Annotated in this window: 12 protein-coding genes; 9 read left to right on the top strand and 3 right to left on the bottom strand. The window is 68.9% G+C overall.

The annotated features are described in order from the left end of the window. Nucleotides 1-8: 8 nt before the first annotated feature. Both greA and ACRY_RS06980 read left to right on the top strand, forming a co-directional pair. Nucleotides 9-482: a transcription elongation factor GreA gene (gene greA, locus ACRY_RS06985; RefSeq protein WP_007422523.1), complete on the top strand. Its 474-nt coding sequence runs from the start codon at nucleotides 9-11 to the stop codon at nucleotides 480-482. 4 nt (nucleotides 483-486) lie between these two features. Next, nucleotides 487-1,683, top strand: coding sequence for a threonine ammonia-lyase (locus ACRY_RS06980; protein ID WP_011941865.1), 1,197 nt, complete (start codon nucleotides 487-489; stop codon nucleotides 1,681-1,683). A 16-nt stretch (nucleotides 1,684-1,699) separates the two neighbouring features. On the opposite strand, the gene ACRY_RS06975 is transcribed toward ACRY_RS06980, so the two are convergent. The 3 genes from ACRY_RS06975 to ACRY_RS06965 are packed head-to-tail and all read right to left on the bottom strand — an operon-like array spanning nucleotide 1,700 to nucleotide 4,475. Next, nucleotides 1,700-2,905, bottom strand: coding sequence for an aminopeptidase (locus ACRY_RS06975; RefSeq protein ID WP_011941864.1), 1,206 nt, complete (start codon nucleotides 2,903-2,905; stop codon nucleotides 1,700-1,702). Next, on the bottom strand, nucleotides 2,902-3,705 hold the full coding sequence (locus tag ACRY_RS06970; RefSeq protein WP_007422526.1) for an MBL fold metallo-hydrolase: 804 nt from the start codon (nucleotides 3,703-3,705) through the stop codon (nucleotides 2,902-2,904). The genes ACRY_RS06975 and ACRY_RS06970 overlap by 4 nt, the downstream gene beginning before the upstream one ends. After that, nucleotides 3,702-4,475, bottom strand: coding sequence for a TatD family hydrolase (locus tag ACRY_RS06965; RefSeq protein WP_011941863.1), 774 nt, complete (start codon nucleotides 4,473-4,475; stop codon nucleotides 3,702-3,704). Before ACRY_RS06965 ends, ACRY_RS06970 begins: the two co-directional genes overlap by 4 nt. A gap of 96 nt (nucleotides 4,476-4,571) precedes the next feature. Here ACRY_RS06965 and gpmI point away from each other — a divergent pair, with 96 nt between their 5' ends. The 7 genes from gpmI (at nucleotide 4,572) to guaA (ending at nucleotide 12,477) form a co-directional block, all read left to right on the top strand. After that, entirely contained in the window at nucleotides 4,572-6,089 is a 1,518-nt protein-coding gene (gene gpmI / locus ACRY_RS06960; RefSeq protein ID WP_011941862.1) for a 2,3-bisphosphoglycerate-independent phosphoglycerate mutase, read from the top strand. After that, nucleotides 6,089-7,267: a murein hydrolase activator EnvC family protein gene (locus ACRY_RS06955; RefSeq protein WP_011941861.1), complete on the top strand. Its 1,179-nt coding sequence runs from the start codon at nucleotides 6,089-6,091 to the stop codon at nucleotides 7,265-7,267. Before gpmI ends, ACRY_RS06955 begins: the two co-directional genes overlap by 1 nt. A gap of 72 nt (nucleotides 7,268-7,339) precedes the next feature. Then, nucleotides 7,340-8,713: a S41 family peptidase gene (locus tag ACRY_RS06950; protein WP_007424440.1), complete on the top strand. Its 1,374-nt coding sequence runs from the start codon at nucleotides 7,340-7,342 to the stop codon at nucleotides 8,711-8,713. 4 nt (nucleotides 8,714-8,717) lie between these two features. Next, entirely contained in the window at nucleotides 8,718-9,683 is a 966-nt protein-coding gene (locus tag ACRY_RS06945; RefSeq protein WP_013639718.1) for a divergent polysaccharide deacetylase family protein, read from the top strand. Next, nucleotides 9,680-10,174 carry an RNA pyrophosphohydrolase gene (locus ACRY_RS06940; RefSeq protein ID WP_007424438.1) on the top strand — a complete coding sequence of 165 codons (495 nt, stop codon included), beginning with the start codon at nucleotides 9,680-9,682 and terminating at the stop codon, nucleotides 10,172-10,174. The genes ACRY_RS06945 and ACRY_RS06940 overlap by 4 nt, the downstream gene beginning before the upstream one ends. 2 nt (nucleotides 10,175-10,176) lie before the next feature. Beyond that, complete coding sequence (locus ACRY_RS06935; protein ID WP_011941859.1) at nucleotides 10,177-10,842, top strand: dienelactone hydrolase family protein; 666 nt, start codon at nucleotides 10,177-10,179, stop codon at nucleotides 10,840-10,842. Between the two features lie 72 nt (nucleotides 10,843-10,914). Continuing rightward, entirely contained in the window at nucleotides 10,915-12,477 is a 1,563-nt protein-coding gene (gene guaA / locus ACRY_RS06930; protein WP_007424436.1) for a glutamine-hydrolyzing GMP synthase, read from the top strand. The last annotated feature ends 363 nt before the right edge of the window (nucleotides 12,478-12,840 follow it).

Below are 12,840 nucleotides of genomic sequence, written 5' to 3'. Positions count from 1 at the left end.
GAACTGCCGTGCAAAAATTCCCGATGACCGGGCCCGGACTGCAGAATCTCGAAGCCGAGCTGCGCCACCTCAAGTCCGAGGAGCGGCCGGCGATCATTCGGGCGATTGCCGAGGCCCGCAGCCACGGCGACCTGTCGGAAAACGCGGAATACCATTCCGCGCGCGAGCGCCAGTCCTTCATCGAGGGTCGGATCGCCGAACTCGAGGAAATCATTTCCGCCGCCGAAGTGATCGATCCGTCCACCCTGTCGGGCGACACGGTGAAGTTCGGCGCCCATGTCGAGCTCATCGACGAGGAGAGCGACAAGGAAGTCACCTACCAGATCGTCGGCGTCCACGAGGCGGACATCAAGGCCGGGCGGATTTCCGTCACCTCGCCGCTGGCCAAGTCGCTGATCGGCAAGAAGCCGGGAGACACCGTTTCGGTGCCCGCCCCCGGCGGCGACCGCAGCTACGAGATCCTCGCCGTCCGGTTCGGCTGAGGCCTTGGTCACCCTCGCCGATATCGAGGCGGCGGCCGGCCGGATCGCCGGCGCGGTGCTGCGCACGCCGCTGGTCCGCGCCGACGCGCTCTCGCGCGCGACCGGTGCTGACATCCATCTCAAGCTCGAGAACCTGCAGGCCACCGGCGCCTTCAAGGAACGGGGGGCGGCAAACCGCATCGCCCTGCTGACGGAGGCCGAGCGCAAGTCCGGCGTGATCGCGATGTCGGCCGGCAATCACGCCCAGGCGGTGGCGCGCCACGCCCAGCTCGCCGGCATCCGCGCCACCATCGTGATGCCGCGCTTCACCCCGACCACGAAGGTCACCCGCACCCGGGCCTGGGGCGCGCAGGTGGTGCTGCACGGCGAAACCCTCGCCGAGGCCGCCGCCCACGCCCATGAACTCGCCGCCCGCGAAGGCCTGGTCTTCGTCCACCCCTACGACGACGCGGACGTGATCGCCGGCCAGGGCACGCTCGCCCTCGAGGTGATCCATGACCTGCCGGATCTCGACGCGCTGGTGATCCCGACCGGCGGCGGCGGTTTCATCTCCGGCTGCGCGGTGGCGGCGCGGGCGCTGCGCCCCCGCGTCGAGATCCTCGGCGTCGAGGTCGAAAGCTATGCCGGCTTTGCCCAGGCGCTCGCGGGCCAGGAGGTCAAGGTCGGCGGCGCGACCATCGCCGAGGGCATCGCGGTGCGCGATATCGGCCAGCTGCCGCTCGCGCTGCTGAAGGAACACGAGGTCGAGGTTCTGGTCGTGCCGGAAGCGGCGGTCGAGCAGGCGATCGCGATGCTGGCCGAGAGCGGCAAGATCGTCGCCGAGGGCGCCGGCGCCGCCGCCCTCGCCGCGGTGCTGACCTTCCCGCAGCGCTTCGCCGGCCGCCGGCTCGCCCTGCCGATCTGCGGCGGCAATATCGACACCCGCGTCCTCGCCAACACGCTACTGCGCAACCTGATGCGCGACGGGCGGATCGTGAAGGTGCTGATGGAAATCCCGGACCGCCCCGGCGTGCTGGCCGACATCGCCGCCCGCATCGGCGATCAGGGCGGCAACATCATCGAGGTCGTGCACCAGCGCCAGTTCGCCTCGCCGACCGTGCAGGCCGCGCATCTCGAAGTGATGTTCGAGGCGCGCGACGCCGCCCATGGCCGCTCCATCACCGAGGCGCTGGAAGCCGCCTACACCGTCCGCCGGCTCTGATCGCGCCAGCCGGCGCTCAGATCACGAAGGCGCCGCCGCGCATCACCGGCGTGATGGTGCCGTCGGCGTTCACGCCATCGACGTCCATCAGCGCCGAGCCGATCATCCAGTCGACATGGATCAGGCTTTCATTGGCGCCGCGGGCGGCATCGCAACCGCCTTCCATGTTCAGCGCCAGCGCCTGGCCGAGCGCGATGTGGCTCGCCGCGTTCTCGTCGAACAGCGTGTTGCGGAAGATCAGCCCCGAGCGCGATACCGGGGAGGCATCCGGCACCAGCGCCACCTCGCCGAGGCGGCTCGCCCCCTCGTCGGTCGCGATCAGGGCGCGGAACACGTCCTCGCCCCGCCTCGCCTTCGCCTCGACGATCCGCCCCGCCTCGAACCGCACCTCGATGTCCTCGATCAGCGCGCCGCCATGTACGAGCGGCTTGCTCGCCCGCACCCTGCCGTTCACCCGCTCGCGATGCGGCATGGTGAACACTTCCTCGGTCGGCATGTTCGGCATGCAGGCGGTGCCATCCTTCGATGTCGCGGACCCGCCCGCCCAGAGATGCCCGTCGGCCAGGCCAACTTCCAGGTCGGTGCCGGGCCCGCTGAAGCGCAGCGCGGCAAAGCGGCGGGCGTTCAGCGCGTCGCACCGCGCCCGCAGGGTCGCGACATGGGCATGCCAGGCGGCAACCGGATCGGCCTCGTTGATTCGGCAGACCTCGAAGATCGCATCCCACAGACGCGCGGCCGGGTCGGGCTCGCCGGGGAAGACCGATTTCGCCCAGCCCGGTGTTGCGAAGGACAGGATCGACCAGTTGGTGGCGAAACCGCTGATCAAGCCGCGCACCGGCTTCATCGCCCGCGCCATCGCGCGCTGGGCGCGGCCGATCCGCGCCGGGTCGCAATCCGCGAGCAGCATCGGGTCGGTGCCGACCACGGTCAGCATCGCCGCGCCCTCGTCGATCGACTTCGCCACCCCCTCGTACAGCCAGGCCGGCGCGAAATCGAAACTGTCCTCGCTCGCCTCGCGGAACCGGGCACGCTGGATCAGGTCGTCCGCGAAGAAGGGGATCACCAGCGCCGCGCCGGCGCGATAGGCATGGGTCGCGATCCGGTCCACCAGGTCGCGCGCCTCGATCGGCGCGTTGACGATCAGCTCCTGGCCGGTCTGCACGTTGACGCCGATGCGGACGGCGACCTCGGCCAGCCGGTCGAGTTTCTCTTCATGCGTCATGGCGCGTCTCCCTCGATGATCATGCCGTCAAACGCGGGCTCGAAGCCGGCGGGCAGCGTGTCGCACAGCGTGCGGTAATCCATGTCGAGCCCCATATGGGTCAGGATGGTGCGGCGCGGGCGCAGCGCCGTCGCCCATTCGATCACCTGGTCGAGATGGGCATGTGTCGGGTGCGGTCCGCGCCGTGTGAAACAGTCGATGATCCAGGTGTCCACCCCCTCCAGCAAGGCGAACTGGTCGGGCGTGAAGCGCACCACGTCCGGGCAGTAGGCGACATTGCCGACGCGCAGCCCGAGCGAGGGAATGAAGCCGTGATCCTGCCGGATAAAGCGCACCGGCAGGCCGGCGATGGTCCTGGTCTCGCCGGGCAGGATCGTGTGGGTGCGCAGCACCGGGCGGAAGAAGCCGGGCGGCTCCCAGGGCCGGAACGCGTAGTCGAACCGCTGGCGCAGCTCCGCCCAGGTGCGCTCGTCCGTATAGGCGTCGATCGGGGTGCCGCGGAGACGGTTAAGGATGCGGATGTCGTCGAGCCCGGCGATATGGTCGGCGTGCGGATGGGTGATGATCACCGCGTCGATCCGGTCGATACGGTTGTCGGTAAGCTGCAGGCGGATTTCCGGCGCGGTATCGACCAGGATGCGCTGCCCGTCGGCGGCGCTGAAGACCACGCTCGCGCGGGTGCGGCGGTTGCGCGGCTCCGCCGGATCGCATTGCCCCCAGTCGCCGCCGCCATCCGGGCCGCCGATCTGCGGCAGCCCGGCCGAGCCGCCGGTGCCGAGCAGCGTGAGCGTGAACCTCATGAAGCCTTGACGAACAGGCGGCGGAAATTCGCGGTGGTGAGATCGGCCATCTCGGCCATTCCCATGCCCTTCACCTCCGCCAGCACCCTGGCGGTGTGGACGGTGTGCGCCGGCTCGTTGCGCTTGCCGCGGAACGGCACCGGGGCGAGATAGGGCGAGTCGGTTTCCACCAGCAGCCGCTCGCGCGGAATATCGCGCGCGATCTCGCGCAGTTCCGCCGATTTCGGGAAGGTCAGGATGCCGGAGAAGGAAAGGAACCCGCCAATCGCCAGCGCCCGCTCGGCCAGCCCCCGGCCCGAGGAAAAACAGTGCAGCAGGAACAGGAATGGCGCCTTCGCGTGCTCGTCCTCCAGCATGGTGGCGACGTCGTCATCCGCGTCGCGGGCATGGATGGCAAGAGGCAGGCCGGTCGTCTGCGCCGCGCGGATATGGGCGCGGAAATTCTCCGCCTGAACCGCGCGCGGCGCCTTGTCGTAGAAATAATCGAGCCCGGATTCGCCGATGCCGATCACCCGGGGATGCAGCGTCATCTCGGCGATCGCCTCCGGGCTGGGCACGCCCGCATCGCCGCCGGCATTGTGCGGATGCACGCCGATGCAGGCGAACACGCTGGGATCGCTCTCGGCGATGGCGATCGCGGTTTCCGATTGGCGCATCGAGGTGCCGATGGTCACCATCCGCCCGACCCCGGCCTCGTGCGCGCGGGCGATGACGGCGGGACGCTCGGCCTCGGTGAAGTAGTCGAGATGGCAATGAGAATCGATCAGCATCCGGCCTATATAGAGGTGCCGGCGCCGGATCGGAACCGCGCTTGACCCGCGCAAGCGCCTCTGTCCATCTGCGGGCGGCAGATGAGGGAGAGTGCGATGACCAGGCCGGTGATGCTGACGATACTCGACGGGTTCGGCTGGCGCGAGGACCGCGCCGACAACGCCGTGGCCCTGGCGAACACGCCGCATTTCGACCGTCTCTGGCGGGAGTCGCCGCACGCCTTCCTCAGCGCCTGCGGCCGCGATGTCGGCCTGCCCGAGGGTCAGATCGGCAATTCCGAGGTGGGCCACACCAATATCGGCGCCGGCCGGGTGGTCATGCAGGAACTGCCCCGGATCGACAGCGCGATCGAGGACGGCTCGCTGGCCGAGAACGCCGACCTGCGCCGCTTCGTGGACTCGCTGCGCGAATCGGGTGGCGCCTGCCATCTGCTCGGCCTCGTCTCTCCGGGCGGGGTGCACGCGCATCAGCGCCATGTCGCAGCCCTTGCCGGCGCGGTCGCGCAGGCCGGCATTCCCGTCTTCGTCCACGCCATCACCGACGGGCGGGACACGGCGCCGGAAAGCGCGCCGGACTGCCTCGCCTGGCTGCGCGACGCGCTGCCGAAAGGCGCGGAAATCGCGACCGTGATCGGCCGATATTACGCGATGGACCGCGACAACCGCTGGGAGCGCGTCCGCCTCGCCTTCGACCTGTTCACCGAGGGCAAGGGGAGCCATGCCGACGATCCGGTCGCCGCGGTGAAGGCAAGCCATGCGGAGGGGGTGACGGACGAGTTCGTCAAGCCGGTCGTGATCGGCGACTACGAGGGCATGCGCGACGGTGACGGCCTGCTCTGCGCCAATTTCCGCGCCGACCGCGTGCGCGAGATCCTCTCCGCCCTGCTCGATCCTGGCTTCGACGGCTTCGAGCACGCCCGGCATATCCGGTTCGCCGCCGCGCTCGGCATGGTGACCTATTCCGACGATCTCGCGCATTTCATGCACACGCTGTTCCCGCCGCAGAGGATGGACGACCTGCTCGGCGAGGTGGTCGCCCGCGCTGGCAAGCGCCAGCTGCGCGCGGCGGAAACCGAGAAATACCCGCACGTCACCTACTTCCTGAACGGCGGGCGGGAGACGCCGTTCGAGGGCGAGGAACGCATCCTCGTCGCCTCGCCCAAGGTCGCGACCTACGACCTGCAGCCGGAAATGTCGGCGCCGGAACTGACCGACAAGGTCGTCGCCGCCATCGAATCCGGCCGCTTCGACCTCATCGTCCTGAATTTCGCCAACCCGGACATGGTGGGCCATACCGGCTCGCTGCCCGCCGCGATCAAGGCGGTGGAGACCGTCGATGCCGGACTCGGCCGGATCGAGGCGGCGATCCGCGCCCAGGGCGGCGCGATGATCGTCACCGCCGATCACGGCAATTGCGAGATGATGCGCGATCCCGAAAGCGGCGGCCCGCACACCGCGCACACGCTCAACCGCGTGCCGGTGCTGCTGACCGGCGGGCCGGCGGATGCGAAACTGCATGACGGCCGGCTCGCCGATCTCGCGCCGACGCTTCTCGCCCTGCTCGGGCTTCCCCAGCCGGAAGCGATGACCGGCCGGAGCCTGATCGGCGCCTGATGCCACTGGCCGCGCGCCGCCTCGCCGCGACTGCCGCGCTGTTGGTCGCAGCACTCGCCGCCGGCGCGGCGCGGGCCGACCAGCTCGGCACGGCGCGCAGCCGGCTCGATCAGGCGAACGCGGCAGCGCAACGCCATCGCGCGGCGGCGGCGGCGGCGGCAAGGGCGGAGGCCATGGCGGCAGCGCGTCGGAAAGCCCTGCTGGCCCAGGAAATCACCGCCAACGCCGCGTTGCGCGCCACCGAGGACAAGACAGCGCAGGTCGTCGCCCGCCTCGCCGACCTCACCACGAAAACGCAGGCGGCCAAGGCGGAACTCGATGCCGATTCGGCCGCCATCGCGCCGCTCCTGCCGCTCATCACCCGCCTCGCCCTGCATCCGGCGGCGACCCTGATCGCGTCCGGTGCGGCGCCCGGCAAGGCGGCCGAGGGCGCGCTGGCGATGCAGGGAATCACGCGGCAGATCGCCGCCCGCGCCCGGGCGCTGCGGGCGGCGCGGCGGCGCTATCGGAAGCTTGCGGTGGAACTGGCCGGACAGAAGGCACGGATGGTGGCGGCGGTGGCCCGCCAGAAGGCGGGCGACGCGGCGCTGCTGGCGGCCATTGCCGCGGTCGGGGCCGCGGAAAGCCGCGCATCCCTGCAACGCCAGGCCGAGGCACGGAAAGCTGCCGCGGCGGCCGGACAGGCGCATGACCTCGTCGGCGTCATCTCCCGCCTCGAGCGCGCCCGCGCCGCCGCGGCGCGGCAGGAAGCCGCCGCGCGCATCGCACCGGCAACACCGAAAGCGCTTGCCGGCGCGCCGGTCGCCGGCAAGCTGGTCCGTGCCTTCGCCAGCGCCACGGCCACCGGCCCGGCCACCGGCGATACCTTCGCCGCGGCTCCCGGCGCCGTGGTCAGCGCCACGTGCGGCGGCAACGTGGTGTTCGCGAAGCCCTTCGCCAGCTATGGCAAGCTGATGATCATCGACTGCGGCGGCGGATACGATTTCGTGATGGCGGGGTTCCAGCAGTTCGATGTATCGGTAGGCCAGCATGTCGAGCCCGGCCAGCCCGTCGGACGGATGCCGGCATTCGATGTGCACAATCCGGGAAACCAGCCGCGCCTCTATGTCGAGCTGCGGCACGACGGGAAGGCGGTCGACCCGGCGTCACGATTCGGTTCCGGGCCGGGGGAACGCTGAAACCATGGCGGCCGGCTCTGGACTTCCGGCCCAGCCGCACTATTGGTGGCAGAGATGATGAGGATGGCGCGTATGAAGTTGAGGACCTCTCTGTTGATCACGGCCACGTTCGCGGTCGGCATCGGCGTCGGCATGGTGGCGCCCGCGGTGCATGATGCCCTGGCCGGCGTTCGCCAGAGCGACGAGACCTATCGCCAGCTGGGTCTGTTCGAGAACATCTTCCAGCGGATCCGGGCCGACTACGTGGTGCCCGAACCCTCGAAAAAGCTGATCTACGATGCGATGAACGGCATGCTGACGGGGCTCGACCCGCACAGCGCCTACATGAACGCCCAGCAGTACAAGGACATGAAGGCCGAGACCTCCGGCCAATTCGGCGGGCTCGGCATCGAGGTGACCGAGGCGGGCGGCTTCATCAAGGTGATCACCCCCATCGACGGCACACCGGCCGCCAAGGCCGGAATCAAGCCCGGCGATCTGATCGTGGCGATCGACGGCAAACCGATGGTCGGCGTGACGCTGGACAAGGCGGTCGACCGGATGCGCGGCCCGGCCGGCAGCAAGATCGATATCACGATCAAGCGCCCCGGCGTCGACAAGCCGGTGCACGTCACCCTGACCCGCGCGATCATCCATGTCCACGCGGTCAAGACGGCGCTTTACGGCGATGTCGGCTATCTGCGCCTCGCCAGCTTCTCCGAGAACGCGAATCGCGACATTCGCCGCGGCGTGGCGAAGCTCAAGGCCGAAAGCCACGGCAAGGTGGACGCCTATATCCTCGACCTTCGCAACAATCCCGGCGGTCTGCTCGACCAGGGCATCGCCGTGGCCGATGATTTCCTCAACACCGGCGAGATCGTCTCAACCCATGGCCGGCACCAGTCCGACGATCAGGTCTGGTACGCCCATGACGGCGACATCACCGGCGGCAAGCCGATCGTCGTGCTGGTGAATTCCGGCACCGCCTCGGCGGCGGAAATCGTCAGCGCGGCACTCCAGCAGAACCGCCGCGCGGTGGTGATGGGCACCCGCACCTTCGGCAAGGGCTCGGTGCAGACCATCTTCACCATCCCCGGCCACGGCGCGCTGCGAATGACCACGGCGCTCTACTACACGCCCTCCGGCAAGTCGCTGCAGGATTACGGCGTCGAGCCCGACCTCGTCGTGCACGAGACGAACAATCCGAAGGATCATTTCCCGAAGATTCGCGAGTCGAACATGCCGCACGCCTTCCGCAACCCCTCGGGCCTGAAGGCGCCGATCCTGCCGCCGAAGCTGGTGCTGCCGGCCGTCGCGAAGACGATCGCGCCACGGCCGCCGGCCAGCTGGCCGAAATTCGAGCCGAAGCACCCGAACACCGACTACCAGCTCCAGATGGCGCTGAAGCTGGTCCGCGCCATGGCAACAAACCGGGTTGGCGCCAGCCAGGCGGATGTGGCGCACTGAGACAATGCCGCCGTTCCGGATTGCGCGTTCGGTCAAGCTGTTCTGGGCCGGAGTCGCCGCCGCTGCGCTGATCGGCGCGGTCGTGCTGCAGGTAATCGGCCCGCCAGACCACGACACGGCCATGCTCACCGGCCCGGTCCTGCATCGCAGCGGCAGCGCGATCCCGCCTCCCAACCCGGCGCTGCTGGTCGCATCGAAAGCCAACCCGGCCTGGAAGATTCCGCATCCGGCGCCAGACGGGATGACGCCGATGCGTTATTACGCGGCCGCGGCGCCGGTCCCGGTGCCGCAAGGTCTGCATCCCGTGGCGGTAATGATGGGCGGCATCGGCGAGGCTCGGCAGGCGAGCCGCGATGCCATCCGCTCGCTGCCGCCCGCCGTCTCGCTCGCGCTCACGCCGTATGGACCGCACCTGCGTTCGGTGGTCGCGGCCGCCCGTGCCGCCGGGCACGAGACCCTGATGGGCATTCCGATGCAGACCGATCGCGAGCCCGCCATCACCGAGGGTGACGAGGCGTTGCGCGGCTCGGAACTCGATCCGGTCAACCTCAAGCACCTCGACTGGGCGCTGTCGCGAAGTGCCGGCTATGTGGGCGTCACCGACGAGATCGGCATGTCGGTCGACGAGACCTATCTCACCCAGTTGCTGAACCGCCACTGGCTCGGCAAGCAGCTGCGCCCGACGGGCCTCCTTCTTGTCACGGCATCGCAGGGCAGCGGCGTGCCCTCCGGCGTTCCCGGACGGGTGGCGGACGTGGTGATCCATCCCGAAATGAGCGTCGACGAACAGCGCGCGGCGCTGAAGCGGCTGGCGGCGACGGCGGTTGCGAGCGGCAGCGCGCTCGGCGTGATATCCTCGCCCACCGCGGATGACATCGCCGTGCTCGCCCAGTGGTGCCAGGGGCTGAAGGCGGACGGCCTGGTCCTCGTTCCGGTCAGCGCGCTGGTCGCGGCACGGGGCGCGCAATGACCGGCGCGACCGCCCTGCCCTACCGGAGCAATGTCGGCGCCGCGCTGTTCAGTCGCGCGGGCAAGATCCTGGTCGCGCGCCGGGCCGATCTCGGCCCCGACGCCGCCTATCAGTGGCAGCTGCCGCAGGGCGGGATCGACGGCGACGAAGATCCGGCCGCCGCCGTGCTGCGCGAGCTGGACGAGGAGATCGGCACCACCGCGGTCGAGCTGCTCGGCGAAATCCCCGAATGGCTCAGCTATGATTTCCCGCCTGACGTGGTGGCGAAATTCGGCGCGCGGCATCGCGGGCAGCGGCAAAGGTGGTTCGCGCTGCGCTTTCTCGGCACCGACGACATGATCCGCCTCGACGCCCACGCGCATCCCGAATTCGATGAATGGCGATGGACGGAGCTTTCCTCCATCCCGGCGCTGGCGGTGCCTTTCAAGCGACCTATTTACGAGCGCCTCGCGCGGGATTTCGCGCGGTTCGCCAAAACGGACGGAGCATGACGATGGGTGAGATGATCAACCTGACCGCCTCCTGCGGGCACAAATTCCAGGCCTATGCCGCCGGCGACACCGCCTCGCAGCGAGGCATCGTGATCGTGCAGGAAATCTTCGGCGTGAATTCGCACATGCGGCAGATCTCCGATCACCTGGCCTCGTTCGGCTACCGGGTCGTCACCCCGGCGCTGTTCGACCGGGTCGAGCGCGGCGTCGAACTCGGCTACGACGCCGCCGGGCGCGACAAGGGCCTCGCCCTCCGCGCCGAGATCACCGACGAGGCCGTGATGCGCGACATCGAGGCCTCGGCCGCCGCCCTTTCGCCGCGGCCCACGGGGATCATCGGCTATTGCTGGGGCGGCACCATCGCCTGGTGGGGGGCGACACGGAGCAAGAGCTTCAAGGCGGCGATCGGCTGGTATGGCGGCGGCATCGCCGCCACAAGGTCGGAAAAGCCGAACTGCCCGGTGCAGCTGCATTTCGGCGCCGAGGACAAGGGCATTCCGCTGGCGGATGTCGAGTCGATCCGCAAGGCGCAGCCGGATGTCGGAATTTTCGTCTACCCGGGTGCCGAGCATGGCTTCGGCTGCCACGACCGGCCGAGCTTCAACCCCCGCGCCAACGAGATCGCCGAGCATCGCAGCCTCGCCTTCTTCGCCGAACACGTCGTCTGACGGGCGGCAGCCGTGAGCGCCGCGCGGCCCGGAGGGATTGAACCCGGCCGCGTGGCGTGCTGTTGAGGCGGCATGTCCGACGCACCCTCCGCAGACCGCATCCTCATCCTCGATTTCGGCAGCCAGGTGACGCAGCTGATCGCGCGCCGCCTGCGCGAGACCGGCGTCTATTGCGAAATCTGGCCATTCGACGCCGATCCGGCGCGCATGGCGGCTTTTGCGCCGAAGGGCATCATCCTTTCCGGCGGCCCGGCGAGCGTGATCGAGGAGGTCGCGCCGAAGCCCCCGGCCGACGTGTTCGGCGCCGGCGTGCCGGTGCTCGGCATCTGCTACGGCGAGCAGGCGATCTGCGATGCGCTGGGCGGCGCGGTGGAAGGGTCGGACCATCGCGAGTTCGGCCGCGCCTTCATCGACGTCACCGCGGACTGCGCGTTGTTCGAGGGCGTCTGGGCCAGGGGCCAGCGCGCCCAGGTCTGGATGAGCCATGGCGACCGGGTGACCGCGCTGCCGCCCGGCTTCCGCGCGGTGGCGGTGAGCGAAGGCGCGCCCTTCGCCGCCATCGCCGACGATGCGCGGCGCATCTACGGCGTGCAGTTCCATCCCGAGGTCGTCCACACGCCGGACGGCGCCCGCCTGCTCGCGAATTTCGCGCACAAGGTCTGCGGCCTTGCGGGCGGCTGGACGATGGCGAATTTCCGCGAGACCGCGCGCGATGCGATCCGCGCCCAGGTCGGCACCGGGCGGGTGATCTGCGGCCTGTCCGGCGGCGTCGATTCCTCGGTCGCGGCGGCCCTGATCCACGAGGCGATCGGCGACCAGCTCGTCTGCATCTTCGTCGATCACGGCCTGCTCCGCGCCGGCGAGGCGGACGAGGTCGTGCGCGTCTTCCGCGACCGCTTCAACATACGACTGGTGCATCGAGACGCATCGGACCTGTTCTTCGCGGCTCTCGAGGGCGTCACCGATCCGGAGGTGAAGCGCAAGACGATCGGCCGCCTGTTCATCGAGGTGTTCGAGGAAGAGGCGAAGAATCTCGGCGGCGCCGATTTCCTCGCCCAGGGCACGCTGTATCCGGACGTGATCGAAAGCGTCTCCGCTCGCGGCGGGCCCAGCGCCGTCATCAAGTCGCACCACAATGTCGGCGGCCTGCCCGACCGGATGCGGATGAAACTGGTCGAGCCGCTGCGCGAACTCTTCAAGGACGAGGTGCGCGAACTCGGCCGCGAGCTGGGGCTGCCCGAGACCATCGTCGGCCGCCATCCCTTCCCCGGCCCCGGCCTTGCCATCCGCATCCCCGGCCCGGTCGACCGCGAGAAGGTCCGCATCCTGCAGAAGGCAGATGCGATCTATCTCGAGGAAATCCGCAATGCCGGCCTGTATGACGCGATCTGGCAGGCCTTCGTGGCCCTGCTACCGGTGCGCAGCGTCGGCGTGATGGGCGACGGCCGCACCTACGACTTCGCCTGCGCCCTGCGCGCCGTCACCAGCACTGACGGAATGACAGCCGACGTCTACCCGTTTGACATGAGCTTCCTGACGCGTGTCGCCGGGCGGATCGTCAACGAAGTGCGCGGCATCAACCGCGTCACCTATGACATCACCAGCAAGCCGCCCGGCACCATAGAGTGGGAATAGGGTCGAAGCGCAACCATCTGTTTCGATTTCGGAATTATAGTGTGTCGCACGATATGATCCGCATCATCAATGGCTCGGTTCCTCGTATTCGAAGAGCGCGCCGCTGAGACCTGTATCGATACCATATTCGAGCGATCGGCACCGGCATCGCATCGAAGATTCACGCTGCACGCCTAACTAAAATCCGCTCCAAATAACGATTGATTGAGCCTCGGGTGGCGCCATGACACGACTTCGTCATGAGCACCTATGCGGAACAAAAGCGGACACCGGAAACGTTCAGCTGCTTCCCGCCGCATCCGTTCCTGAAGATTCGGTTGCCCACCGGAACGCTGCTGATTCGCCCGCAAAGCCGTGAGTCCT

The organism is Acidiphilium cryptum JF-5 (genome assembly GCF_000016725.1).
GTDB lineage: Bacteria > Pseudomonadota > Alphaproteobacteria > Acetobacterales > Acetobacteraceae > Acidiphilium > Acidiphilium multivorum.
Note: the sequence above shows the minus strand (reverse complement) of the source record. Positions and strands in the feature narration are given on the sequence as shown.